Raw genomic sequence first — 24,631 nt, 5'->3', positions numbered from 1 at the left:
CTCGGAACACCGCTGCTTGGTGTGCAAGCTACGGAACTTTGCACTCCTTTCCTCACTCAGCACACTGCTTCGCAGAAGCTAGCGCAACAGCACTTTCTACTCAGCACTCTTTTCCCCCATCCCCCCATCCTCTTCCCCACTCAGCACTCAGCACTCAGCACTCAGCACTTAGAGAAGCACTAAAATTATGATTTGGCTAATTGGTCACGTCCTTGCAGTTTGCATTGGCGTTAGTTTGGGCTTGATTGGCGGCGGCGGGTCAATTTTGGCCGCACCCGTTCTGATTTATGTTATGGGTATTGCGCCGAAGTCTGCTTTTGCTATGACTCTAGCAATTGTGGGTGCAGTGAGCGCGATCGGGATTATTCCCCACTGGCGACAAGGCAATATTAATCTTAAAATTGCCATGCTGTTTGCACCGCCTGCAATGGTGGGGGCTTATGCGGGGGCGAGAATTGCGGGATTGCCCCTTGTCACTCCTACCGTTCAATTGCTAGCGTTTGCTGCGATTATGCTGATTGCCTCTTTTTCGATGATTACGAAAGGCAAAGGTTCGACTTCTTTGGAAGCGCACAGTTACTCAGAGGAAGAGTTGGAAGTATCTGGGGTGAAAAATTCCCAAATCGCGATTCGCGAAGCGTTCGCGCAGCGTCTCCACCGGAGAATCCCTACGGGAATCGCACCTGCTAAACACGGCAGTTGGGCGATTATCCTAGAAGGGTTTGGTGTGGGTCTGCTGACGGGTTTTGTGGGAATTGGCGGCGGTTTTTTGGTGATTCCCACGTTGGTAATACTCGGTGGTATCCCCATGAAGGAAGCGATTGGGACTTCTTTAATTATTTTGGTGCTTAAATCGATTACGGGATTAGCCGGATATTTGGGTCACGTTCCTTTAGAGTGGGGATTGGTCGGATCGTTTATTGTGGCAGCTAGCACCGGAATTTTGCTAGGGGCGTATTTAATGCGATTTGTTTGTCCTAAGCAACTCGAAAAGGGATTTGGCTATTTTGTGTTAGCGGTGGCTATTTTTATTTTGATCGAACGTTAGTCGGGCAGAGATGCGATCGCGATCCAGTCTTGCACAAAGCTAGGGGGAAGCTTGAGAATGACGGTGGTCCCTTGGACGGTTGGCAATTCTAGGTGAAGGGGAATCTCTGGCTTGAGTTCTGAAACGAGGGGTTGCAAGTCATATTGTCCGATATGGGGTTGAACGCCTTCAATAAACATTTGGGCAGAGGCATCGCTGGCAAGTTGGGTATGATTCAGGGAGTCAATTAAGCGTAGGGGTTGGGTTCTATCAATTTCAACGACTCCTGGAAAACCAACTAAGCGCAGATAGAGGAGATCGTCTGGGCGTTTAAATGCGATCGCAATCCAAACATTCCCCTGAGTATCGCGCAAGTTTTGGCGAGATTGATAAACCATTTGTCCGGGAACCTCTTCAAGCTGGCGAATCGTTCCCAGAGTGGGATTTACAGCTATTGCAGGTAGGCTAGGCACGCTGAGGAACAGAATGAGTATCCCCAGCAGGAAGCGGAAAAGCAGTGGTTTGTTCATCATTTAGGGGCAGAGTGCTGCTGAAACTTTTGAAAGGGGATTTCTAGCAATGCAGGCGGTAACGGTTCAACTAAGGAAAGACCAAACAATTGCAACCCTAGGCGTTCAAACCAAGGAACGGCGCTACCCCAACGCATTTTTGCGAGAAAATATTGTTCAAAGGCGGTTTTTGACCAACTGACCCAAGGCCCCTGAAAGGCTTTAGCTTGTCGGCGTTTGCCCGTTAGCGGATCGGGGAGAACCGGATCGGCAACAAAGAGAATCCCCGTGTTGCCAAAGTCAGCAAAGCAGGTGGCGGTTAAGGTGGGGGTGACGGGTTGGGCATCGAGTTCGTTAAGGGCGATCGCAATATTATGGGCAACAGCCATTGCCATTGCTTCGGTCATTTGGCCGGTTTTGGGGACGCCGAGGGGGAGGGGCGTTCGATCGGCGGGGGACAATTGCACGATGGTACCCACGGCATAAATAGAATCGTAGTGCGGATGCTGATGGGTTGGCAAAACGGGGATGAAGCCGTTACTGTCGGTGAGTTTTGGCACGGCTTTGAGAAATTGAGGCCCGCGAAAGGGGGGTAGCAGCATGGTATAGCTGAAGGGTAAGCTGCGTCCGTTCGAGAGGTGAATGCGATTCCCGCAGGGATTCTCCGGTGGAGACGCTGCGCGAACGCTTCGCGAATCGCGTTCGAGGGCGGTAATGGCGGTATTGGCGATCGCCTCTATCCCTCGTTTTACCATTGCTTGGCTAACCAATTCTGCTGAGTTTGCCATCTCCCCAATGCCTAAATGACCTACATAGGGTTCTGGGGTAATGAAGGTGATGGGAACGGCATCGCGCAAGCCGAGTTTTCGGAGTTGGTAATCTGCAAGCAGGGCAAATTCGTAAGCAGGCCCTAAACAACTTGCCCCCGGAACGGCACCCACGACTAAGGGGCCGGGTTTTTGTAAAAATTGCTGCCAAGCGCGTCTGGCGGCTAAGGCATGGGGAGGGTTACAAACGGATTGAGAATAGCCGCTATCGGGGCCGAGTCCGGGAAGGGCGTCTAAGGCTAATTCTACGCCTGTTGCGATCGCTAAGTAGTCGTAACTGAGGGTTTGGTCGCCAACGCTGACGCGCTGAACTTGGGGTTCAATCGCGGTCACTTTACCGCAAATCCATTGAATACCCAAAGGACGCAGGCAAGCTTCTAGGGAAAGTTGATCGATTCTAAGGGTTTGAAGCCCAAGGCAACCCAAGGCAGGGAGGGGATAAAAGTAAAGGTGGGCGAATCGGAAATTAGGGTAATTTGATGATGGGGTGGCAGCAGATGCCGGAGTTCGTATGCGGTGGGTAAGCCGCCTAAGCCAGCACCAATAATCGCAATATGAGCCACTGTTCAAAAACCTCCAAGGGTTGATGCCCTGTTGTTGCTTTCTGCTTTGGAAAAGGATTTCTGAGAAAAAAGTCAGTAGGGGCTAATCGCCAGACTATCGCCCCTACTGCTACATCCTCCTAGGAGATCCTCAGAGTTAGATGCAGGAGATACAAATTGCGCGAAACGCAATTTAAGCCAGATCTATTATTATCTTAGTATAACTATATAGTTTTTATAAGATTGTCAGAAATTCGCAAGAATCTCTGGGTACGACTAATTTGACTAGAAACTCACTGATTAAAATAGAATAATTAACACAAAAAGCTTTGCAGGAAAGGCAGCAAAAGACATATGTCAAATATTGAATAATGACTATTCACTCGAATCTGGTGACAAAATTTAAGTAAAAATATGGGTAAGACTTGGATTTTGGGAGCAGACCTCATTTTCTAGCACTATATCACCTTAGAGTAATAATTAGTCGATCTAATCTAAATTGTCTTATAGTATTAATTATGACAAAATTGCATCCGTAAAATCCGCAGCTTTGAGATTAGCTTCACTCAAGTCTACCTCACGCAAAGTTGCCCCAGTTAAATTCGCTTTTTCTAAGTTTGCGCCTCTGAATTGAGCGCCAGTTAAATTGGCATGACTCAAATCGGCTCGATATAGGTTAGCCTGGGTTAAATTGGCATGAGTTAAGTTAGCACCAACAAGCTTGGACTTTTGCAGATTTACCCGGCTTAAGTTAGCTTGAGATAAATTTGCGATCGCCAAATTCGCTCCTGCTAAATTTGCCCCGCTGAAATCTGCCTGAAAAAACTGTCCATCCACCAAATGAGCGCCACTTAGATCGACCTCTACCAGGCTAACTTTCTCCAATTCAAGATTAGGAAAATGGCGACTTCCCTTTGCATAAGCTTGTAAGAGTTCGCCCAAAACCGTGAGATGCAGTTCTCGCTGAGGAGGGCGCTGAAAGGTGAATCTTAAAGTATCGCCGCTGGCAATTGCTTGTTGCACTTCCTGATAGAATGGATAGCGACCAATACCGCTGAGGGAAACCCAAGCACGAGAACGGGTTAAAGCCACGAATAGTTGATTTCTCAAAGTCAAATCTTGCTCATTTTTAGCAATTCCATCTAAACCGATTAGATAAACCATATCCGCTTCTTGTCCTTTGGCTTGGTGAATGCGAGAAATGGTAATTCCGCCCTCGCACCAGAACTGATTTGGATCGCTATTTTGCGGATCGGATTTCAGAATATTGCAATCTAGAGTTCCTGGTAGATATACATCGATGCCTTGACTTATTAAGAAACTAGCCACCTCTACCTGAAGTTTGATTGCGTCAAAATTAGAACCCAAAACTAGCACTAAAATATCGCGACTGGGCTTTAATCCATCCTGCTTAAGATTTTGAAGAATATTCTGATATAATTGAATAAATTCTTCTTGACGAAATCGACACGCTTGAAAATGAATAATCGCCTCTTGCCACAATTGAGAGATAGGGTTAGGCGAATTTTCCGGCGGACGCTTCAGCGTAATTTCTTGTCCCGGCAAAAACTGACCTTGTACCTGATAACCTAGCGCTTGCCAATCAGAAACTTGAGTCATTCCTGTCAGCATTCCGCCCGGACGTAATAAACCCATCCCAACAGCGTGAGCCAACGTTAAGATTAAACCCGGAGTGCGATAGCATTTTTTCAACGTTTCGCTTTTGGGAATTCCTCCAGGATGTATGCCCGTAACGAGATGGCTGAGTTCTGCGCCTAAAATTTCTCGCGCAGTTGGACATTTTAGGCTTTCTAGACTTTGGACTTCATCATAAGCCCAAATCAGGCGACGTTGTTCCGGTCGAACGATATCCACTGGGCGTAAAGCTTGATACGCCATCCAATAGAAAGGTTGCTTATCGTGGAACTTCAACGCCTCATTGACGAGGAAATCTTGACCTTCATCAATTAAAATAGCATCAAAGATCTGGGGAATTGCTTTTTCCCGGAGTAAATGCCAACAAGCTTCGGCTAGGGCTTCTTGAGGCTTGCGACTGCTGGTATCATTGACAACCATGCGCGAGACTTTGGCTTCCTGACACAGGAGACTATACAAGCCGGGTTGATTTTTCGCCCCCCAAGCGTGAAGCACTTTTAATTTTGAAGTTTGGGGAGAATAGCCGACTTGCTGGTTGCTGAAGTGGCGCAACCATCGGTCAATTTGGGCGGTAATGGGATGATAGAGACTGCGGTTAAAAAAGACAAAGGCGATATCCCAGTCTGGATGCTTGAGATGCATCTGGGCCGCCTTTTGGCAGAGTAACACCGTTTTCCCAGAACCCGCAATTCCGCGTATCCGTTGCGCCCCAGGAGGGATAGCTTTACCGATGCGTTCTTGTTGAATATCAAGCTGGTGTAAGTATTGGCGGGTTTTGGCGAGAATATCAGCGCGACTTTGGGGAGAATACAGCCGCCAGCGATCGCTCTGATTGGGATAATATAATGCCGTACCTGCGATCGCGCTCTGTAATAATATCCATTGTTGCTCGATCGGCGATCGCGCAGACACAACACAAGGAAATTGCTGAATGCGGCTGAACAGACAAGGTAAGTCATCTTGAAACAGAATCGGCGGATTGCTGGGTAGCTTATCAAACCCTCGTTCCCGCCACTGCGCCTGAGAAATATAAGGTAACGCCACCATTGCCCGTCCGGGGACTTTTTGGTGTAGAGTGGGTTCGCGATCGCAATATTGCAAAACTGCGAACAAATGACGTTCAGCCTGTTCGTAGGGATTAATCGTCTCCGTATAAAAATCCTTTACAATCCAGCAATGACCTTGAATTGCTACAACTTGGTCAATCTGCAAAGACTTCACCTCAATCGCAATAATCCCTAACTCGCGATCGAAAATCAGAATATCGGGTTCTTTGCGCGTTTCTCCAGTTTGCGAAAAAATGGGATAGCGCCAATAGCCAAAACACCGTCGTCGGGCAAAGCTCAATTGTACGCTATCCCAAACCTGCTGTTCGCCGCGTTCGCCACTTTTACCAATGGGTTCAGTTGCGATAAACTGGCGACTTTGCATAACTATCGACGCGAATACAAGACTTTACTCAGCAGCCAGTACAGCAGAACCGCTGCAATAATCCCATTCACGGGTTTAATCCCTGGGGAATAATAGGCGATCGCACTTGCCCCAATATACGCCAAAATCCCCGCCCAGTTAAAGGCAGGTTGAGGGATATCCAACGCCGGAAACCCTTCTCGACGATGTAACCCATAATCTGCCATCACAATCCCCCCAATCGGCGGGATAAACGTTCCTAGCAGAATCAAAAACGGAATGAGCATACTGTAAATCCCTCCCCAGGCTAGCACCAACGCCACCGTTGCTCCACCCAGAACAAACAGCGTCCGTTTATTAGAACGGAACATATGCGCCCCTGCAACAGAGAACGCATACATCGTATTATCTTGCGTTGTCCACATATTCAGGAACAACAACACCAGCCCCCAAAACAGCAACCCTTGGCGAACCATCACTTGCACGATATCCGAACTATCCGCCACGGCTGAATCTCCCGAATAGACTAACGCGCAAAACGCCCCCGTAAAGATTAAAAAGCCATTCGCAAAGAAAAAAGCAGCTAAGGTACTGATTAAGCCCGTTTTTCCAGAATTTGCAAACCGACTCCAGTTCGTCGCCTGAGTTCCCCCAGACACAAACGTACCGACAATAATGGTTAAAGCTGCCCCAACGGGTAACTCCTGTAAGGGTTCTATCGCTTGCAGCCCTGCAAACCCGCCCACATCATTAGACGCAATAGATAGACTCCAAATCATCAGAATCAGCATGGCAGGAACGGCGATGCGACTCAACCAGTCCATCGCCCGATAGCCCATATAGGCGGTAATGCAGAAGAAATAGGTAAAAAATAGGATAGTCAGCCAGTTAAATGACTCCGGAACCCCAAGCAACTTATTGAGTAAATCTGCAATTAGGGCAGAACCCCAAGCATACCAGCCCACTTGGGTAAATCCTAAAATGAAATCCACCCACCGGGAACCCACACTCCCGAAGCTAAACCGGGCCATTAACACCGTTGATAGACCCGTTTTTGCCGCAATATAACCTAACCCAGCCGCATACAACCCCAAAATTAAGTTACCGACAACAATCAGACCCAACAAGTCTGGGAAAAAGCGGAATTGAGGCCCCACCAACCCCCCAGCGAACAGAGTCCCCGAATATAAGGTAAACCCCATCAGTAAGGGGGCTAGCGACCAAATCGATTTTCTGGCTTCCGGGGGAACCGCCGAGAGGGGATAATCTTCATTTTGTTGCGATCGCGGCAAGAGTTGCTCTTCCGATGTTATGCTCATGCTGAAATTTGTCCTCCTAAACTGGAGATATTGTTAAGCGCATTATTTCAGCAAAAAGTATAGTAGCGAACAGCCCGTTCATACTTTGCAAGCTGGGTACTTTTTTGGATTAGCTTAACGTTCCGTCACATCTATGTTTCAGCCTCGCCCTTTTCGCTTCAGCCTTGTTCCTTTCTGTCTCGTTGTTGGACTGCTGGCTGGCGTCTCAATTAAGTCGAGTCTTGCCATTCCTCGGTTGAGTAATTCCCCCAATAGTCTTGTGTTTACAGCCCTTCAAGGGCGCGGGAGTGGAGTGAGGAATTCCCTGTTTCTCATGACGGCTGATGGTTCCCATCGGCGCAATTTAACCCCTGCATTAACAGAAGTAACTGCACCCATTGTCTGGTCGCCCGATGGGAGGCGACTGGCGTTTGTAAATGGCAGTTCTGACCTGTATGTTATGCAGGCGAATGGTTCTCAACTCACGTCTATCTTTAAAGGCAGTTTTTGCAAGGTCGAAACCTATCAAATCGTTTGGTCATCCAATCAACGTCTAGTGTTTGGACGCAGTTGCGAGGGTTCCACGCTTGAAGAACCTGGCAGCGTTGAACTTTATACCAGTACCCTAACAAGCGTTCAAGGAACCCGAAAAATTGACCGCTTGCCCAATCATGCCCTATCCCTCGCGATTTCTCCTAACGGTCAAAAGGTAGCCTTTATCCAAGAGGGTCATATTTATAGCATGAATGTGGATGGTTCGCAGCTTATCAATCTGACCCAAAATCGAGATCCAAACGGGCGCGATTCTCGGAGCAATCGCGTTGAAAACCTCTATAATTCTGGAGGAAGTTCGCTAGTTTGGTCGCCCGACAGTCGCCGCATCGCCTTTTGGATGGGTCAATATCCCCGCCAGCAACTTTATACAATCAATGCGGAAGGAAGTCAACTCAGGCAATTAACCCAAGATCCCACTCAGGAACTCTATAACGTTGCAATTACCTGGTCGCCCGATAGTCAAAAAATTGCCTATACTCGCATTCAACCGGGAATGACTTCAGATAGACAGCAAGCGATTTATTCTGTTGATATCCATTCTGGCGTTTCTACCCAATTAACCCGCAGACTGGACTCCTATGATTTAGTCAAATGGTCGCCGAATGGTAGGCAATTAGCCTTTGTTCGGGGAGAGTTCAATCGTCAATCGATTCACACTCTAAATCTGGCTAACTTCCAAGAACGGAACCTTGCGCCTAGATTATCTCTAATCGGCGTAACGGAGATTGTTTGGTCTGCGGATAGCCAACAACTAGCGTTTAACTTCTCCGAATCTGAGTATAGCCCGCTTTATGCGATCGCGGCTGATGGTACGGGCCTAAGAAGGCTATCTCAAAGATTTGAAAGCGTCTATTTCCCGACTTGGAAACCCTAAAGCCAGGGGTTATCTAAAAGACAACATTGGGGAGTACAGTTTGCTATAATGAGAATTCCCTCAGAGCAATCATTCAAGTCAATGCGAAAGATTTCGGAAATTGCTGTAGAAAGGGTGAAATTTCCGAAATTTGGCGATTAGCAACCTAAATTTCTTGTAAAAAGGGCAGTTTTAGCAGTCTTCATCCTGGTCTAATCCTGCTCAACCCGCTACAATGTTGATAAAGAAGTCAATTGACAGAGGTTCCAATGAACGAAGAATCGCTTCCCCTTCATTGAATCTTGAAAAACTGACCGATCTCAGAAGGAATGTTTAAACCTGAGAAATACCCATTTATGGCAACTTCTCGCTCTTTAGCCATTCTTTCTTAGAGAAAAATTATGCAGATAGTTTAATACGCGAGCAAGTGGTTTTGTCTGGTTAAAGTAAGACTCTAACTTAGGCTCATGCTATCTAGATCGACCTCAATAATGTACATAATTCTCCTCACCCTAAAGCGAGGAAAGTTAGAGAATATTCAGGTTCGATTGAAAATCGCTATAGACTTCAAGTGCATAAATTCTTTTCTATTAACCCTAATTGTTTGAACTCAAGAGGTTTTGCCTATTAAAGTAACCTAAATTAAGGAGGTGATGAATTGTGTTGGCTCAAACTCTTAAAGTCTCTAAAAAACACGCTAGCTTAATTTCCCTAGTGAGTTTAACCTGTCTGAGCTTTGCCTTTGCATTCATTCTATTGCGAAATCAAGTCTCTAGAACTCCGGTTATTTCTGAAGCTGTTTGTCAGCAAATAGTCAAAGAAGATGCCGCTGTTACTCTTTCGCAAATCAGCCAATTGCAAGGCAAAGAAGGCGTCGAAAAAGCAAGTATTCGTCAAGCTTTAGGCTCGCCTTATTGTATTTTACCCAAAACTTCGATTCGTTCGGGAGTCATTACCGAGCGAGAAGCCTATCCAACTGACGATAAAGGTCGATTAATTATCGCCTACGAGAGCGATCGCTATTTAGGTTATGGCTTAGAATCAGGTCAAACCGGATCGGGATTTTGGCCGTTTTCTACCTCCGAAACCTTCCGTCCCAACCTCAAACAAATCGACATTAAAGAGATTTGGGAAAATCATAGCGGTCAAAAAATAGCCGGACATCCCGTTGTCGGCGGTTTAGGTGACATTTCCTTAGAATACCAAGGAAATATTGTCGCCCCTCTAGGCGGTGAAGTTGAAGGCAACTTTGTTTTAGCAACCGAAACCTCTCTGGTTAAAAATACCTCCGATTGCGTTCTCTATTCCACCCCGCAGCAACCGGGATATCTTCTCAAGTTGTGCGGTTTAAAAGAACGAAATTCTGGAGAGATTAAAGCGGGAGAAACCATTGGTAAAACGGATGGACTGTTGCATCTTTCCTTGCTGACCTTTCGACGCAGTAGCAGCGAACGTCCGCAATGGATTTATGTCTCGCCTTCAACCCAATTAATCGCTTCTGTCCTATCTGAAAACTAACCCAAGGGTTCAACCCCTGAAATCTATTAACCGAATTCACACAAAGGAGGTGTGAAATGAAACGAATTTCGTTGTTTGTCTTGCGCTACTTGGTTTTACTGCTGAAGTATTCTACCCAAAGCGCGCTAACCTTACTGTTTTCTTTAGTTCTCGTCACTCAAATGCAAAACTCAGCCAAAGCCGATCCGTTCGGTTTAAGCTTCGGCGTTCTCGAAACCTCTGAAACTGTTGCATTGCTTCCCCTAGAAAGCGAAGTAGAACTTCCCAACTCGGAAGATCCCTATGTGACATTAGAGGAGAGAGGGCCGCCAGAAACGGCATTTGCACCTTTAGAAGTGGCTACTCCCTATCTGATTGATGAGACTCCCCCAGGAAGTTACGACTTTACCTTATTGCGTAACGACCGAGATGATGTGGAAATTCCCTCCCCTTGTACTGGAACTGTAACTTATACCAAGTACAGTCCCTGGGGATATGGCAACCGCGTAGAAGTGCTGTGCGAAGAGTCTGGGTATGCCTATTTTATGGGACACCTGGAGGCGATCGCCGTTACTATCGGTCAACACGTCACCCTCGGTCAATCCCTGGGAACTCAAGGGAGTACGGGCAATTCTACCGGGCCGCACGTTCACTTGGAAATCGGTCGGCGTCCGTATCTGGAATTTTATCCAGAAAATCGGATTAGCGATCGCGCGATTACCATGCCTCTGGTTGAGGCGTACTTCCGCATGGTGGAAAACCCACCCCTGCTGAACCCCACAGTCGCGGTAGAAGTCCTCCCAGAAGTGGAAGTGGAACCGGAACTCGAACCCGTCGCCATCGCGGTAGAACCGTTTGTGGGACTAGATTTTCAGTTCCCACCCTAGATGAACCGACTGCGAAGGATCTCGCCTTGAGTTTTGAAGTTGCGCCGGAACCCACCCCAGTTCCAGCAGGGGAACCGCTAACGCCAACCCCGGTTCCAGAGGCGGAACCGCTAACGCCAATTATCCCGCAAAGCTGGTGGGAACAGGCCTCAGACTCGCCTTTAGCGATCGCCATTGGCGCGGCTGAAGGAACCCGCCAACCCAACGGAACCAAAAACCCCCCCTACTATTGGCACGTCGATCCGGGGAATGGGGTAGATAATTTTGGGACATTTAGTTACCAACATCTTCCCTATTCCGATACCAACGCCGTAGCCAGCGTCAGCAGCAGTTCTCTCAAGCGAGAAATTGCAGCCGAAAAGGGACTTCCCGAAAAGGCGGACGACTTACAGTTGCGTCGCCTGCAAGGGTTCCACGATGAATTGCTAGCCCAAGCCCAAGCCGTGGGTTTAGAGTTAAATCAAACCGAATTGGTCAACGGTTTGGATCTCGCTAACCAAAGTCCCGCCGCCGGGTTATATGCAGGCGGTTATATTGACCGACTGGCGCAGATGAAACAACTCGTCAGCGATCCGGACGAACAGATCCTAGAGGCCCGTATTTGGTCTTATTGGGATATGCAGCGCAACCGCTGGGATGCACCGGGTTTAGGGAATACCTACGACAGCATCCGCCACGATCAACAACGCCGGATGACACAAGTGAATTTGGCGCTAGAGTTACAAACTCAGTCGGCGTTGGGGTAAGAGGTTAAGGATGGAGATGAATCTCCATCCTTAATTGTTGTGGACTTAGGGGTAAGATTGTTGCGATCGCGCCACGATCCCCTGCCAACATCAGGAAAGATCGAAGCGAATCTTACTTTTTTTTGAGACCGCTACGCATTTACCAACCTTAAGAAATTGGCAACAAGCTATAAAAATTAGATAGTACAGAACTCGCGGTATTATATAAAGTAAGGAAGCGTTGACAAGCGATGATAAACCACAAAGCGATATCAATCACCCCCCTCCATTAAGCCTAAGAAAGTAGAGTTCTCTATGTCTTCTGAAACCCTCTCGGTTCAGCCTGCTATTTTACTGACCATCATTGGGGAAACCGTCCTCAAAGACAATATTGTTAGCTTGTTAAAAAGCTACGATGTGAGTGGCTATACGATTAATCAAGTTCAAGGTGAAGGTAGCCACGGTAAACGTATGGGAGATATGGTCGGCTACAATACCAATATTGAAGTCAAAACAATTGTTTCTCCAGAGGTTTCTGATTCTATTCTTTTGTCTGTGCAAAATTATCAAGGTAAGCACGCCCTAATTGCTTTCCGCCAAAATGTAGAAGTTGTGACTCATTAATCGGGTTTTGATTTAAAAGAGAGATTGAGCCATTTTGAAGGGGCGATCGCCCAAAAACTCGCTGGAAGTTGGCTCAATCCTTGACTCTGGCGCTAGACTTCAAACCAATTAAGCAAATCTAGACTTGTCCCGTTTCAACGCAAAGAGACTGAAAAGAGGAAATACGAACGATAGGGAGCTTGGCTGCATGAGAAAAGCTAAGTTAACCTAAAACGTATTAGCATCCCCGCTAGGAGCAAGTATTTGATGTCTCAGTCTATCCATCGCCTTGAGTTGAGTGCGCCGCCCCAATTCGAGAAATCTTTGGGCTATTCTGGTAATCGTCGCTGGGTTTCCTGGCACTGGGAACCCGATGTTGAACAGTTGGTTTACCAGGATGATAAGCAAATTGGCAGCGCGTCTAATGCGGCTTGGCAAGTCTTCCTGGGTCATAGCCAAATGCAACCCCAGCTAGCAGAATACCAGCTCGATCGGCGCGATCGCCATTGGCTGTTACTCGATCGCACCACGCGCAATCTCTACGTCGGCGAAGGATCGATTATTCAAAGCTTGCTGGAACAACCTGAAGGTTTAGCGCTACTGGCCAGCTTAGATTCTCCCTCCACTCTGGCAAAACCTCAATCTCAAACGATTCGCCATCTGGTGAATGCAGCCATTATCGGCGCAACAGCTAGCGCGATCGCGGCTTTGGGGTTCGTCAGTTGGTCTATGCTTAAACCCGCGCCTCAGTCTGTCACGCCGCCATCAGAACCCATCTTATCGAACAAACCCGGAACGGCACCCGCCATGCTTCCCGCCGGAACCTGTGGAGTAGGGGGATCTGGGGATTTTGGCGGAGTCCTTTATCCCACAAACGGCGGCCCGGAATTACACGTTGTTGGGATTTATGAGGCGCGTTCCGATCATAGTGCGAACAATCGCCAAGTTGGAGTTGTCCGGGTCAATGTTGAACGCCAAAACCAACCAATGGTACTCGCGCTTTCTTCCTATGAGCCTGTAGAATGGCAGCTTAACCTGGCACCTAACGTGCAAATTGAGAAAATTATTCTCAATGGCTACCACGATCAAACCATCCTAGGCGCAGAAAATATTCCCGTTGAAGAGTATAGCTACGAAGGGACGGGAACTTCCTTTAGCGATTTTCCGCATAAATGGACTGGCGATTTCGCGAATGCGGTGATGATTCCTCAACTCCAAGCCTTAACCGGACGCAATTTAACGTCTTTCCAAGGTTGCTATCGGGGAACAGAATTTTCACTCCGTTAATCGCTGGACTGAGGCTACCGGATTCGCCCAAAGAAGTGCTATACTAGCTTAGTCTGAGGGCACGTAGCTCAGTGGATAGAGCACCAGATTCCGGTTCTGGGTGTCGGGGGTTCAAATCCCTCCGTGCTCGTTTTAATAAATATGTATTTGCTGTTCTCCTAGAACGATTCTGGGTAGAAATTCTCTGATTTAGTAAGCCAAGTTCAGTTAGAGACGCTTGGCGATCGCTACTCGCGATTAATTAATTGTTGCGCCTGTACAGTATTGGCTTGATAAGTTCGTTGTTGCTGTTTAATGGCTTCTCGGACAACAGGGGTTAACCGTTCTCGCCAAAACCGAATATCGGGATAAGATTCTACTCGATCTAAAACATCTTGCCAGCGACCCTCGCGAATGGCGTGTTGAGCCGAATAGAATTGATCTTGCGCGATTTGCCACCTTTGCGGCCAATGGACTAACGCTGATTTTGCCTCTTCATAGGCTGTACTCTCGGCCGAAATGGACTGAACCAGCGCGATCGCCGCATCGATATGACCTAAATGATACTGCTCGGCAGCGATCGCCAGCAATCCCGGCCCGGAATCAATCGGCGTACTGCTGTCACTCGCTGGAGGAATCGCCGCCAAGACCTTTTGAGAGTCAGAACAACTTGTAGCGGTAGATTTTTGATAAATCCAACCTTGGATGGGTGCATTCAGCAGCAGCCAGTTTCCCTCCTGCTTTTCCACTGAAACTTGCATCCCCGTATCGAGAGTACCAATAATGTTATTTGGCGCGACAAAGGGTTGAGAACGAACATTTAACGGCGGCTTGAGGGCCGCAACCAAAGTCATACAATGAGAGGGATGGGAAGAGGAGTCAGCAATTAAGGGGGATTGAAAAATGGGAAGCGGACTTGAAATACGCTAGTTGCGATCGCGACTCCAACCAGACCTGCACCTAGCCCTATTGATTGCGTTTTGATCGTTCGCATTGCGACTGGTGTAACGATTTGACTCAACAAATCGCTACGAGTTTATGAAGTATTAATGATTGTCTCGCTTTCTCCCTAATTTTCCTATAGGGGTCTGACCCTACAGGCAAACTTTAATCTACTAAACTTGGCGGTAATGGGCTTATTTTCCCTACAGAATAGCCGCGTTCTTGAATTAAGCGTTCCAACTTGTTGACTCGATTTCTCGGAGAAGGGTGAGTCGATAAAAAAGCAATTCCCGAACCTCGCTGTTGGCGGAGACGGCGAAAGAAGTCTGTCGCGCCTCCTGCATGACCATAAACCGCATTTAATAGAGTTAAACCCATTTCATCGGCTTGAAGTTCTTGAGATTGGGAATAGTGCGATCGCGAAATCGCCGAAACCCCAGAAACCGCTACCGATTGTAGCGCGCCTAAATCTCCTAAAAACGTGGCTGCGATCGCGCGAAATAAAATTTCTCGTCCCAAACTCCGCAAATGATCGCGATGAGCAAAATGACCCAATTCATGACCTAACACCATTGCTAGCTCATTTTCCGATTCTGCTTGAGCCACTAACCCCTGATAGATAATAATGACATCTCCAGGGACTGCCAAAGCATTCACAGTTTCATCGGGAACATAGAGAACCCGATAATCGCGTTCCTGGCGCTGTTCTTCAGGGAGTTGCTGTTCTAGACGTTGTAACAGTTGATTGAGTACATCCTGCGCCGGAGTCGGTTGCGCCAAACGCTCGTAAGCTGGGACAATTAGATGACCTAAAGTTTTCTCAACCTGGGTGGGAATCAACCAAACCAAATTATTCACCAAAAGTCCCAATAACCAAACCACCCCCACCACTACGCCAAGGAACAAACCCAATAAAATCAATAAATCGCGATTGCTTACAGGAGGATTGCGATCTTCAGCAGAATCGTTGAGGGGTGGTTTTTGGAAAGTCATCGGTTAGCTACTTTTGGCGGGACGAAAAGGATTGAGGAAATTTAATAACGGATATAAGTTTCTCGATTGTACCCAAAGTCTACCTTGTCCGCGAAATCGACAGACAAAGCCTTCTCCTCCCAAAATTCCTGTCTTTAAACCGCGAAACGATAGACCGCCAATCATTTCTACATCGTAATTCAGCGTATCTTCAAAAGCCACAATATAACCCGTATCCACCACATAATCGCCAGCCACCGGAATTTCAATAATTCCCCCATAGGAACTAAACCAAAAATCCCCTTTTCCTTTCGCTTGAATCAGAAAAATTGATTCGCCACTAAAAAAGCCCTTAAAACCCTGAAACTGAGTATTAATTTCAACTGTTGGACTTGCTGCCACAAACCCGGAAGATTGCACCATTAAAGTCTTGCTGCCATCTAGATAATAATGCTGAACATCCCCAGGAACTCCCGGTGAAATATAGAGTTTACCAGGTTTTTCTTGAGCCGTGAATTCGCTAATAAACAGAGATTCACCACTCAACATCCTGCCCATTCCTTTACCCAATCCGCCGCGAATGCCAGACTTCATTTTAATGCAGCTATCCATTGCAGCCATTGCCCCTGCCTCAACCAAGATTGATTGATTAGCCTGCAAAAAAACAATCAAAGAAGCATAGGCTGGTGAATGCTCAATCTCATAAGCAATTTCAGTCATGATTTTAACCCTATTTTAAAAGATTAGCGAGCTGGAAGTTGAGAACCAATCCGAGAACCAAACGCTCCTGGATTATGCGTTTGACAGTAAACTTTTCCTTTACCCTTGAAGCGACAAACTAACCCTTCTCCGCCTAAAAAGGCTCCAATTAAACTACTTCCCGCCTTGGTAATTTCAAAATCTAAGCTTTTTTCAAAGGCAACAATATGACCTGTATCAACAATATATTCTCCAGCGACATCAATATCATAAATGCCCCCAAAGGAAGTGAGAATCACCGGGCCATGTCCGCTAATGCTTAACCAAAAAATGGCTTCTCCTGAAAAGAAAGATTTAAATCCTTGAAAGCCTAAATCAATATCTACACTAGAAGCGCTTGCTAGATAGGAAGTTGCTTGAACGACTAATTCTTGACCCTTCATCTCATAAACGAGTAAATCGCCCATCAGATGAGGCGCTAAAAAAATTTCTCCGCCCTGAGTTGGCGAACGAAAAACACTCAAAAATAGCGATTCTCCGGCTAACATCCGCTTTAAACCGCCGAAAACCCCACCGCCTTTGCCCCTCCTCAAAGTGGTGCTGGTGTTGATATAGCCGCTCATGGCAATCATGCTGCCAGCTTCTGCTACAATTTCCTCACCCGCATTTAATAGGATCTGAGCGATCGCGCTATCGGGTTGATGTAAAAGTTTAATCTCCATTGGGCTAACCTTAAGTCAGTGGATGTGAATCTAAGAGTCAAGCGAGAAACATCAATTAACGGAACTTAGGCGTCAGATATTTAACTAACCCATCAACGCTGCGAGATTGTAAATAGATATATCCATTTCCCGTGAGTCGATTAATAAAACCTTCGCCCGAAGTTATCGAACCCACTAATCCCCCGGCTAATCCCAGGTTCATCTTAATTGTCGGTTCGTAAGCCACTAAATGACCCGTATCTACCACAAATTCACCATTGACGCGATGTTTAGTAATCCCGCCATAGGCTCCAAAAAAGACCAGTCCAGTCCCTTTAACTTGCAGCTTAAATAATCCTTCCCTAGCGAACCAACTCTTAAAACCCGCCCACTTTACCCCTAAATGAGTTTGTCCAGCATGAGCAATATAAGCACCTGGTTCAAAGCATAACTCGCGCCCGCGCAGTTCCTCGCAAGCGATATCGCCAATGGTAGACTGCGTAAGCACTAATGTTAAAGGTTGTTGCGTTTGATTCATGAACGTATTGACAAAGAGCGATTCTCCCCCAAAGAATTTTTTCAGCAAACCGGGCAAGAATCCACCCGAAAAGCGGGTTTTCATCGTCAGGCGACCATCCATACTCGTCATTGCTCCGGCTTCTGCGGTAATGGATTCGCCAGGACTTAAAGTAATAAAAATAGCTGCAAAAGCAGGTTTGTAGCGAATGTCGTAATGCACGGGTTCATCTCCTGGTTATTGGACGTGCAAATAATTCCAGTTTGCGTTTTAATGAGTCTCTCGTCGAGAGTTCGTTAAAAATCTTCCACTTGTCTTAGGTTTTCTCATGTCTAAGGATTCTGCTAGTTTTTCGGCTAGACCTCGCAAGCGTTTTGCTCAACATTGGCTCAGAAGCGATAAGGCGTTGGCTCAAATCCTCCAAGCTTCTGAGTTACAACAGCGCGATCGCATTTTAGAAATTGGTCCGGGTACGGGAATCTTGACTCGGCAATTACTCTCCCAGGTTGGAGCGGTAACGGCTGTTGAAATTGACCGCGATCTGTGCCGAAAATTAGGTCAGAAACTCGGTAAAATCCCGAATTTCTTGCTTTTGCAAGGCGATATTCTCGAACTCGATTTACCTCCCCTGCTCGAACCGTTTCCCGATTTTCAAAAACCCAATAAAGTGGTTGCCAATATTCCCTACAACATCACCGGCCCCATTTTGGAAAAACTGCTAGGGACGATTGAGCATCCCAATCCCCACCCTTACGAGTTAATCGTGCTATTGGTACAAAAGGAAGTTGCCCAACGCCTAGTGGCGCAAGCGGGTTCAACGGCGTTTGGGGCGCTTTCAGTGCGGGTGCAGTATCTTGCCCAAGGGGATTATGTTTATACGGTTCCGGCGCGCGCATTTGAACCCCCGCCCAAAGTGGATTCGGCAATTATCCGCTTGCGCCCTCGCTTAGTGGAACCGCCTGCAGAGAACCCCAAACGCCTTTCGCAACTGGTGAAGGTGGGTTTTTCTTCTAAACGGAAGATGCTCCGCAATAATTTGAAGGCTATTGTAGAGAGCGATCGCCTGCTAGAGGTGATGAATGCGCTTAACCTGAACCCCCAAGCGCGGGCAGAGGATTTAAGCGTTCCGGAGTGGGTGGCGTTGAGCAATCATCTGAAAGACCTCTAAATCCTTCCCCGTTGCAGAAATTCGTTAAATTTTAAACAAAACCATCCAACGCTATCTAAGGAAATCGATGTCAGCACAATTGTTACTCGTTGATGATGAACCCGGTTTGAGAGAAGCCGTGCAAGCCTATTTAGAAGACAGTGGGTTTACGGTTCATGCTGCCAGTAATGCCATTGAAGGGTGGGACATCTTGCAGGAAAAATTGCCCGATTTGGTGATTACTGACATTATGATGCCGCAAGTCGATGGCTATCAGTTTCTCAAGCAAATGCGAGAAGATTCGCGCTACAAGTCTTTACCCGTGATCTTCCTCACCGCTAAGGGGATGACGATGGATCGGATTCAAGGCTATCAGGCTGGGTGCGATGCGTACCTGCCTAAACCCTTCGATCCTGAAGAATTAGAGGCGATTATCAAAAACCTTTTAGAGCGGCGTACAGCCACCTCTGGAGGCACTACCGAACTTGATGATATTGCCCGCCAAATTGCCGAAATTCGCGGCATGATTCAAAAAACAGGCGGAATTGCTCAAACGCCTTCCCCCATTCAGGTCGATTTTACGCCCAGAGAACAAAGCGTTTTAGACCTTGTTTCGGAAGGATTGATGAATAAGGAGATTGCCCGACGCCTTTCTACAAGCGTTCGCAATGTGGAAAAGTATGTCTCGCGCTTGTTTGTGAAAACGGGTACGAACAGCCGCACGGAATTAGTGCGCTTTGCTTTAGAACATGGTCTAACCAAATAGTTTTGCTACTTTGTGTAGACGAGACTGTACTGAGGTGGCGCGATCGCTCAAGGTCTTAAGGAATATTGAGTTTTATGGATTAACTGTCATAAATCTATGACAACCTCAAAATTTTGATAAGTTGAGTTAACTCATTTCTCATGAATTCCTGACCCCATAGCCATGAAAGTTTCTCGCTCCTCTCAACACCTCGGTCAGTCTATTTCCTTAGCTGCTTTGCTTGTCTTGATGAGTGCAGCAGTGGTTGTGTTTATGACGTTGCAAAGCGCTTCTATGCCCTAATTCCCTATCGTCAGGCGTCGGCTTCACATTCTTTGGAGCAAGCTTGTACCATGCGTGTCGGTTCCACAAGTTTGTAATAAGCCATAAATTTGGCTCAACTGGCTCACTTGTTGAGTTTGTTTTGGACTCGGTTTCCAAGGATTGGGGTTGCTATAAGCATAATAGGCTTCTACCCCATCAATTCCCCAACGAACAGCTTCGGGAATTAACTCTGTTGCAGAACAACGATAGCGTGCTGGGTGCGCGAGAACGGCTAACCCACCCGCTTGATGAATCGCTGAAATGACACTTGCGGCTTGATAGGCATCGCCTGTAGCCGCGTGTTTTTGGAGATAGGGTTGAAGGCTAGGATGCTGCGGATCGAACGCATAACCTAGAATATGGACTTCTGTCCCCAATAAATTGCCATTAATCTCAACCCCACTCCACAAACGGGGGACGGGGTGTTGGGGGTGTTGGTTTTGCCATGCTTCCAACCACTGCTTGGCAATCGAGTAACCCTCTACCGTATGATGGTCGGTAATGGCTAGACCTTGCAGACCGATCGCGATCGCCTGTTCCATTAGGTGTTCGGGATGCAAGCGACCATCGGAGCAAACGGTATGCATGTGGAAATTGAACCGATGCGGACAACTGTCGGCGTCAATGGTTTCCAGAACTTGCTTAAGTGCCCTTGCTCCTACTGTTTGTCCTGCAAGTTTTGCAGCCGTAGAAACTTGAGCGAGTTTGACACTCATAATCGACTATCTAACGTTATATTTCTTCGTCTACTATAGCCAAATTTTAAGTTCTGTAACCCCCAACGGGGTCTGTTGATCGAATGATTTTGCGGATACGTGGCTTAACAGTAACTTATGCCAGAAGAGACAGACGAATTTCTTTGCCCTTGAGCCATAAGAACTAGGTAATAATACTGTCATCCCCTGTTGAATCTGCCTGCTAAATTTCCATGCCTGAATCTACAGTTAGCGTCACAATTAAGCTATTTGCAGCTTATCAAGAAGCCTACGGCGTTTCTGAGCTAGTGCGACACTTTCCGGGTGAAACTTCCGTAAGTGCTGTTTTAGAGGATTTAATTGCCGAACACCCTGAATTAGAGAAATGGCGCGAGGTGACTCGCTTTGGCATTAATCTGCAATTTGTTGAACCCGATACCCTCCTGCAAAACGGCGATGAAGTCGTTTTAATTCCCCCTGTCAGTGGCGGTTAATCCCCAACCGGAAATGGGTTAGACTTGACCTCTTGCACCAGTGCTAGAAACCGGGTTTCTTGCCAATCGCTTAAGCTGAAACCCTGATTTTTCGTCGAAAAACCTGGTTTCTCAGGTCTACTCAGAATGATGCAAGATCTGAGTTAGGCCAGACTAACCCATCCCACCCCTCTTAATCTCCCAAACAAATCCCTAGCCCTCTGGCCGTTTTGACTAGCGTGCCATTGGGATCGACCGCGCGATAATAGGAAATTGCTTCTGCAATCGGGACGCTGACCACCTGCCGATTTTGCCATGTCACCATACGATCGTATAAGCCCTCGGCGATTAACTCAACGGCAGCGACCCCAAACGCCGAAGCCGTCAGCCGGTCTAAAGGCGAAGGAATCCCTCCCCGTTGCGTATGACCTAAAACGGTGACGCGCGTTTCTGCACCGATACAGGCGCTAATTTGGTCGGCCAAGTGTTCGCCAATTCCCCCCAGGCGACATTGACCTAGCGCATTGGTATTCGTAACCGTTTCGCCATCGGGAGTGCAAACCGCTTCCGAGACGACAATTAAACAGTAATTTTTGCCTTGGGATTGGCGTTCTTGAATCTGCTGGCAGACATTTTCTAGAGTGTAGGCAATTTCTGGGATGAGGACGACATCTGCACCCCCGGCAATTCCGGCGCTAATGGCAATGTGACCGGCATCTCGGCCCATCACTTCGAGAATCATGACTCGGCTGTGGCTGGCGGCGGTAAAGTGCAAGCGGTCTAAGGCTTCGGTGGCAATATTAACCGCCGTATCGAAGCCAATGGAATTTTCGGTAATCCCAATATCGTTATCGATGGTTTTGGGAATGGCAACCAGATTTAAATCGCCCTGTTGAGCAATGCGGCGCAAAATCGCTAGACTCCCATCGCCGCCAATCCCGATGATGGCATCTAATCCCAGTTGCCGATAACCCGCGATAATATCTTCAGAGCGATCGCGCACCGTACCATCCGGCATCGGAAACGCAAACGGATCGCCCTTATTCGTCGTCCCCAGAATCGTTCCCCCCATTGTTAGTAAATGATCGACCTTATCGGGTTCTAGGGTCATAATCTGCGGGGGATCGCTCATTAACCCTTGGGTGGCTTGGCGAATTCCCATCACCTTCCAGCCATACCCGCCTGCCGCCCGACAAACCACGGCCCGAATGATTGCATTCAGTCCCGCACAATCCCCGCCACTTGTAAGAATCCCAATTCGTTTCATCTCGCCCATTCTTCCTTAAGTCCAATTGGTGCAAACCCAGGAGTAAATTAAACTTGATTAGGGACAAGTCCGTTGAATTGCAGTTTGAATTAAACTTTTCTTCTCCCTTTGCAACATTTACGTTACACAAAATGACAGAACGCCAAATCAGTACACAATTTGAGCCAGAAGGTGACGAGATTTTAAATTTGTCAGGGAATTTTAGCATTCCCATCGCGCCACCGGGATTTAAGTCAGGCTTTATCGGTGTAATTGGGCGTCCCAATGTCGGCAAGTCTACAATTTTGAACCAGTTAGTGGGACAAAAAATTGCGATTACTTCCCCAGTCGCGCAAACCACTCGCAACCGCCTCCGGGGAATTCTCACGACCCCAGAAGCCCAGTTAATTATTGTTGATACCCCAGGGATTCACAAACCCCACCATCAACTGGGAAAAGTTTTGGTACAAAATGCCAAAAATGCGATTAGAGCTGTGGATGCGATCTTGTTTGTGGTCGATAGCTCTGTAGAATTGGGTGGGGGCGATCGCTATATCGTTGAACTCCTCGAAAACGTTCAAACTCCCATTATTCTGGGCTTAAATAAGACTGACTTACAGCCCTCACAAGCAGAAGAATTAGATACCACTTACGCCGCAGTTGCTAAGACCCATAATTGGCAATTTGTCAAGTTTTCTGCCTTAACTGGAGAAGGTTTAGATCGACTGCAAACCAGTTTAATCGAACAGCTAGCGGAAGGGCCCTATTACTACCCGCCCGATTTAGTAACCGATCAACCCGAACGCTTTATTATGGGAGAACTCATCCGCGAGCAAATTTTGATGCTGACTCGCGAAGAAGTCCCCCATTCCGTCGCAGTAGAAATTGAACGAGTGGAAGAAGGCGAAGAACTGACGCGGGTTTATGCTGCCATTATTGTCGAGAGAGACTCCCAAAAAGGCATCTTAATCGGCAAAAAAGGGAGTATGCTGAAAACCATTGGCACCGCAGCGCGAGAGCAAATGCAAAAGCTAATTGCCGGGAAAGTTTACTTAGAACTCTTTGTTAAAGTGAAACCCAAATGGCGGCAAGATCGCCTGCGAGTGGCAGAATTTGGTTATCGAGTTGAAGAATAACCTGACAACAGAGATTAGGTCCAGGGGAGACGATCGAAAAGAACTACCATCCCCCCCAACGCTAACAGCACAAGACCAGCGCCGACCAGATCCACCTTAACAGAAGCTCTGCGATAGGCAGGACGCAGCCAGAACCCCAACCCGCGAGAAATGAGGGGCATAACGACCCAGGTTAAAATCGAAGAGGTAATTAAGTTATTCACTACCATTGACGCGGCGGGCGGCCAAAACTGCATAATCCCTAAAGCGGTGAAGATCGCAACTTGAATCATTAAAACCGGATATAGGCCTAGGACAACTGAAAGAACCTGCTTCCAAGCCGGAGGGCCTAAACCCGCTTGTTCGGCCCCTAATTCATGCGAAAACCAGCCTTCTAACCCAGTAGTAAAGGATTTGAAACGATAAGCCTGGAGGACTTTTTCGCTAGATTTTAGCAGTTCTTTGCGTTGTGGCGATTCCAGCCAGTGATTGAGATGTTCGGGGTTGTCAAAGTGCATCATTGCACACCACTTGACAACTCCATTTTTACACCTCACTGGCGGACAGAGATCGGTTCTAAAATAGCCTTTGTATTGCTTGGCATGACGGACTAAGCGAGAATGCCAGAGGCGAAAAGCAAGTCCTTGTCCTTGAGGAACAATATATTCAATCGCAACGCTGGAATAGAAAATTCGATCGTCCGGATAAATAGGCATTGTGAGATGACGATAAATGGGGTGAATGTGACGAAGAATTGGTTCTAAACCACTCATTATGACTAAATATTGACGGACTTAAGGTTATTCTGATACCCCTTACGAAGCTAGGAACACTATCAAAAGATACATTACAACTGATAGGGTGTGGCGTCATGATAGAAGGGTAGGTTTTGCTCTCAGTGACTGAGTTCTTGAGGCGAGAAAATTTCATCGTTTTATTAAGTTTTGGTTAAATTAGTGTAAAAATTACAACAAATTGAAAATTATTTGTATAATTGTATAATAAGGCACGGAAAAAGATTCGGACATACACTTTTCGCTTCCCCCAGTGGCGAGGGAGTGTGGTGACAGGTTTTGAAGTGCCTCCTGCAATCGTCAAACATTGAGGAGGTTCACAATGGAATCTATAAGCCATAACCCAACCCAAGGTTATCATTGGCAACTTTACAAACGGCTGGAGCTGATCTCAAGTCGAGTCCCCGATCCCCATACAAGCCGTCTCCAGTTGAAGTGGGGAGTAGATTTGGCATGGCGATCGCTCTTAAATCTACTGGTAGATGAACTGATTGAAGAGCAGCAAGTCGAGTATCTAGAACGATGCTGGGCATTAGATGAATCAAAAGAGACGCAAGCCTCTTTAACCCAGGCTGTCAAGCGTCTCTGGCGGTTAATGGAATAATC

The 24,631-nt window shown here is 47.1% G+C and carries 24 protein-coding genes, 1 tRNA gene and 1 pseudogene; 14 read left to right on the top strand and 12 right to left on the bottom strand.

The genetic code is table 11. From position 1 onward, the window contains the following. Together QQ055_RS08230 and QQ055_RS08225 are read left to right on the top strand one after the other, a co-directional pair. Nucleotides 1-183 (top strand): hypothetical protein (locus tag QQ055_RS08230; protein ID WP_286004533.1); only part of this gene is annotated, 183 nt, incomplete at its 5' end. Between the two features lie 4 nt (nt 184-187). Beyond that, nucleotides 188-1,048 (top strand): sulfite exporter TauE/SafE family protein, encoded by an 861-nt coding sequence (locus tag QQ055_RS08225; protein ID WP_284474869.1) that lies wholly within the window; start codon nt 188-190, stop codon nt 1,046-1,048. Here QQ055_RS08225 and QQ055_RS08220 read toward each other — a convergent pair. The 4 genes and pseudogenes from QQ055_RS08220 to codB form a co-directional block, all read right to left on the bottom strand. Continuing rightward, on the bottom strand, nt 1,045-1,560 hold the full coding sequence (locus QQ055_RS08220) for a DUF3122 domain-containing protein (protein WP_283361026.1): 516 nt from the start codon (nt 1,558-1,560) through the stop codon (nt 1,045-1,047). The two genes, QQ055_RS08225 and QQ055_RS08220, sit on opposite strands and share 4 nt — an antisense overlap. After that, nucleotides 1,557-2,926, bottom strand: a pseudogene (locus QQ055_RS08215) (NAD(P)/FAD-dependent oxidoreductase). Before QQ055_RS08215 ends, QQ055_RS08220 begins: the two are co-directional and overlap by 4 nt. Nucleotides 2,927-3,421: 495 nt before the next feature. Next, nucleotides 3,422-5,992 (bottom strand): pentapeptide repeat-containing protein, encoded by a 2,571-nt coding sequence (locus QQ055_RS08205; protein WP_284474867.1) that lies wholly within the window; start codon nt 5,990-5,992, stop codon nt 3,422-3,424. A gap of 2 nt (nt 5,993-5,994) precedes the next feature. Continuing rightward, nucleotides 5,995-7,290, bottom strand: coding sequence for a cytosine permease (gene codB / locus QQ055_RS08200; RefSeq protein ID WP_284474866.1), 1,296 nt, complete (start codon nt 7,288-7,290; stop codon nt 5,995-5,997). 133 nt (nt 7,291-7,423) lie between these two features. Between codB and QQ055_RS08195 the strand changes: the two genes are divergently transcribed. The 7 genes from QQ055_RS08195 to QQ055_RS08165 all read left to right on the top strand — a co-directional run bounded on the left by QQ055_RS08195 (nt 7,424) and on the right by QQ055_RS08165 (nt 13,806). Continuing rightward, nucleotides 7,424-8,698, top strand: a complete 1,275-nt coding sequence (locus QQ055_RS08195) for a DPP IV N-terminal domain-containing protein (protein WP_284474865.1) — start codon at nt 7,424-7,426, stop codon at nt 8,696-8,698. A 639-nt stretch (nt 8,699-9,337) separates the two neighbouring features. Beyond that, complete coding sequence (locus QQ055_RS08190) at nt 9,338-10,195, top strand: hypothetical protein (RefSeq protein ID WP_284474864.1); 858 nt, start codon at nt 9,338-9,340, stop codon at nt 10,193-10,195. Nucleotides 10,196-10,251: 56 nt separating this feature from the next. After that, entirely contained in the window at nt 10,252-11,061 is an 810-nt protein-coding gene (locus tag QQ055_RS08185; RefSeq protein WP_286004530.1) for a M23 family metallopeptidase, read from the top strand. 26 nt (nt 11,062-11,087) lie between these two features. Next, complete coding sequence (locus QQ055_RS08180) at nt 11,088-11,807, top strand: hypothetical protein (protein ID WP_286004529.1); 720 nt, start codon at nt 11,088-11,090, stop codon at nt 11,805-11,807. 294 nt (nt 11,808-12,101) lie between these two features. Next, a complete protein-coding gene (locus tag QQ055_RS08175) occupies nt 12,102-12,410 on the top strand; it encodes a P-II family nitrogen regulator (RefSeq protein WP_284474862.1) in 309 nt (102 codons plus the stop codon). A 246-nt stretch (nt 12,411-12,656) separates the two neighbouring features. Continuing rightward, nucleotides 12,657-13,676, top strand: a complete 1,020-nt coding sequence (locus tag QQ055_RS08170; RefSeq protein ID WP_284474861.1) for a hypothetical protein — start codon at nt 12,657-12,659, stop codon at nt 13,674-13,676. A gap of 57 nt (nt 13,677-13,733) precedes the next feature. Further along, nucleotides 13,734-13,806, top strand: a tRNA-Arg gene (locus tag QQ055_RS08165). Nucleotides 13,807-13,903: 97 nt separating this feature from the next. Here the strand turns inward: QQ055_RS08165 and QQ055_RS08160 are convergent. From QQ055_RS08160 to QQ055_RS08140, 5 genes are all read right to left on the bottom strand, one after another. Continuing rightward, entirely contained in the window at nt 13,904-14,509 is a 606-nt protein-coding gene (locus QQ055_RS08160) for an SH3 domain-containing protein (protein WP_284474860.1), read from the bottom strand. A 253-nt stretch (nt 14,510-14,762) separates the two neighbouring features. Continuing rightward, complete coding sequence (locus QQ055_RS08155) at nt 14,763-15,590, bottom strand: M48 family metallopeptidase (protein WP_284474859.1); 828 nt, start codon at nt 15,588-15,590, stop codon at nt 14,763-14,765. Between the two features lie 3 nt (nt 15,591-15,593). Next, the gene (locus QQ055_RS08150) at nt 15,594-16,289 is read right to left on the bottom strand and encodes a TIGR00266 family protein (protein WP_349775335.1); all 696 of its coding nucleotides are present in this window, start codon (nt 16,287-16,289) and stop codon (nt 15,594-15,596) included. 23 nt (nt 16,290-16,312) lie between these two features. Beyond that, the gene (locus tag QQ055_RS08145) at nt 16,313-16,990 is read right to left on the bottom strand and encodes a TIGR00266 family protein (protein ID WP_069966646.1); all 678 of its coding nucleotides are present in this window, start codon (nt 16,988-16,990) and stop codon (nt 16,313-16,315) included. Nucleotides 16,991-17,045: 55 nt separating this feature from the next. Further along, nucleotides 17,046-17,708 (bottom strand): TIGR00266 family protein, encoded by a 663-nt coding sequence (locus QQ055_RS08140; RefSeq protein ID WP_283361013.1) that lies wholly within the window; start codon nt 17,706-17,708, stop codon nt 17,046-17,048. Between the two features lie 106 nt (nt 17,709-17,814). Here QQ055_RS08140 and rsmA point away from each other — a divergent pair, with 106 nt between their 5' ends. Both rsmA and QQ055_RS08130 read left to right on the top strand, forming a co-directional pair. Beyond that, on the top strand, nt 17,815-18,654 hold the full coding sequence (gene rsmA / locus QQ055_RS08135; protein WP_284474858.1) for a 16S rRNA (adenine(1518)-N(6)/adenine(1519)-N(6))-dimethyltransferase RsmA: 840 nt from the start codon (nt 17,815-17,817) through the stop codon (nt 18,652-18,654). 67 nt (nt 18,655-18,721) lie between these two features. Further along, nucleotides 18,722-19,399 (top strand): response regulator transcription factor, encoded by a 678-nt coding sequence (locus QQ055_RS08130; RefSeq protein ID WP_283361011.1) that lies wholly within the window; start codon nt 18,722-18,724, stop codon nt 19,397-19,399. Between the two features lie 305 nt (nt 19,400-19,704). Here the strand turns inward: QQ055_RS08130 and QQ055_RS08125 are convergent, their stop codons facing one another. Then, a complete protein-coding gene (locus tag QQ055_RS08125; protein ID WP_284474857.1) occupies nt 19,705-20,418 on the bottom strand; it encodes a PHP domain-containing protein in 714 nt (237 codons plus the stop codon). A gap of 212 nt (nt 20,419-20,630) precedes the next feature. Here QQ055_RS08125 and QQ055_RS08120 point away from each other — a divergent pair, with 212 nt between their 5' ends. Then, complete coding sequence (locus QQ055_RS08120; protein ID WP_284474856.1) at nt 20,631-20,891, top strand: MoaD/ThiS family protein; 261 nt, start codon at nt 20,631-20,633, stop codon at nt 20,889-20,891. Nucleotides 20,892-21,063: 172 nt separating this feature from the next. On the opposite strand, the gene QQ055_RS08115 is transcribed toward QQ055_RS08120, so the two are convergent. Next, the gene (locus QQ055_RS08115; protein WP_284474855.1) at nt 21,064-22,146 is read right to left on the bottom strand and encodes an ATP-dependent 6-phosphofructokinase; all 1,083 of its coding nucleotides are present in this window, start codon (nt 22,144-22,146) and stop codon (nt 21,064-21,066) included. 122 nt (nt 22,147-22,268) lie between these two features. Here QQ055_RS08115 and era point away from each other — a divergent pair, with 122 nt between their 5' ends. Continuing rightward, a complete protein-coding gene (era, locus tag QQ055_RS08110) occupies nt 22,269-23,252 on the top strand; it encodes a GTPase Era (protein ID WP_284474854.1) in 984 nt (327 codons plus the stop codon). Nucleotides 23,253-23,266: 14 nt separating this feature from the next. Here the strand turns inward: era and QQ055_RS08105 are convergent, their stop codons facing one another. Further along, on the bottom strand, nt 23,267-23,947 hold the full coding sequence (locus tag QQ055_RS08105) for a putative antibiotic biosynthesis monooxygenase (RefSeq protein ID WP_284474853.1): 681 nt from the start codon (nt 23,945-23,947) through the stop codon (nt 23,267-23,269). A 400-nt stretch (nt 23,948-24,347) separates the two neighbouring features. On the opposite strand from QQ055_RS08105, the gene QQ055_RS08100 reads away from it, so the two are divergent. Further along, nucleotides 24,348-24,629 (top strand): hypothetical protein, encoded by a 282-nt coding sequence (locus QQ055_RS08100; RefSeq protein WP_283361006.1) that lies wholly within the window; start codon nt 24,348-24,350, stop codon nt 24,627-24,629. Nucleotides 24,630-24,631 lie beyond the last annotated feature (2 nt).

Source organism: Geitlerinema calcuttense NRMC-F 0142 (assembly GCF_030285425.1).
This window is presented reverse-complemented; position numbering and strand designations above follow the sequence as displayed.